This window comes from Enterobacter sp. CGMCC 5087 (assembly GCF_003144775.1).
Taxonomy (GTDB): Bacteria; Pseudomonadota; Gammaproteobacteria; order Enterobacterales; family Enterobacteriaceae; genus Enterobacter; species Enterobacter cloacae_M.
Genome location: NZ_QFXN01000324.1, coordinates 1 through 884, shown reverse-complemented (window position 1 = coordinate 884; position 884 = coordinate 1). Strand labels below are relative to the sequence as shown.

Below are 884 nucleotides of genomic sequence, written 5' to 3'. Positions count from 1 at the left end.
AAAAAAAGTCCGTCAGGGCACGGGGCACTGACGGACTGAAGAGATGATATTACCGAAAAAAAGACGTTTTTGTAGTGTCCTGCGGATGCATTATCTCCGGTGATTCTTAACGAAAGGTTAACAGCGCGCTGAAAGCCATCGGGGATTACAAATTGTGAGTACTGTAAAACGCCGGAGGAGTGACCGGGAGGCCCGGAGGGCCTGAGGACGTGTCATCTCAACAAAAATGACGGCGCGCCGGGATGTGACCGGATTGTTACGCTTTTATTATTTTCTGACAGACGCGGGTGAGATATCTGCGGTGTTACGGCTTAAGCTCCTCATGAGGCAGGGGAGCCCTGTCACCTTCAGTCTAAAAAGGAGAAAGCCATGTCAGATGTTGTGTATTTTCAGGGGGAGCCGGTGAGAACGGAAGGCAGCCTGCCGGCCAGAGGGGCGCGTGCTCCTGATTTCATCCTGACCGGAAAGGAACTGAATAACGTGTCCCTTTCGGATTTTGCCGGTAAACGTAAAATCCTGTCCATGTTTCCGTCAGTTGATACCGGGGTGTGCGCGGCCTCGGTGAGGGCCTTTAACCGCCTGGTGGCTGACGGGGAGACGGTCGTGCTGTGTATCTCGGCGGACCTGCCGTTTGCGCAGTCCCGCTTCTGCGGCGCGGAGGGGCTGGAGAACGTCGTGATGCTGTCATCCTTCAGGGCGCCGGCGTTCCGGACAGATTACGGTGTCGGGCTGACGGAGGGGGCGTTAGCCGGTCTGATGGCCAGGGCAGTGGTCGTTCTGGACAGGGACAATACGGTACTGGGCAGTGATTTTGTACGCGAAATCACGGATGAGCCGGACTATGACGCCATACTGGCCCTTCTGCGATAACAGACCCGAACCGT

At 55.9% G+C, this 884-nt stretch carries 1 protein-coding gene; it reads left to right on the top strand.

Going from position 1 to position 884, the window contains the following annotated elements; all coding sequences use genetic code 11:
* Window positions 1-369: 369 nt before the first annotated feature.
* Window positions 370-870 carry a thiol peroxidase gene (gene tpx, locus DEO48_RS26025; protein ID WP_109846722.1) on the top strand — a complete coding sequence of 167 codons (501 nt, stop codon included), beginning with the start codon at window positions 370-372 and terminating at the stop codon, window positions 868-870.
* Window positions 871-884: the final 14 nt, after the last annotated feature.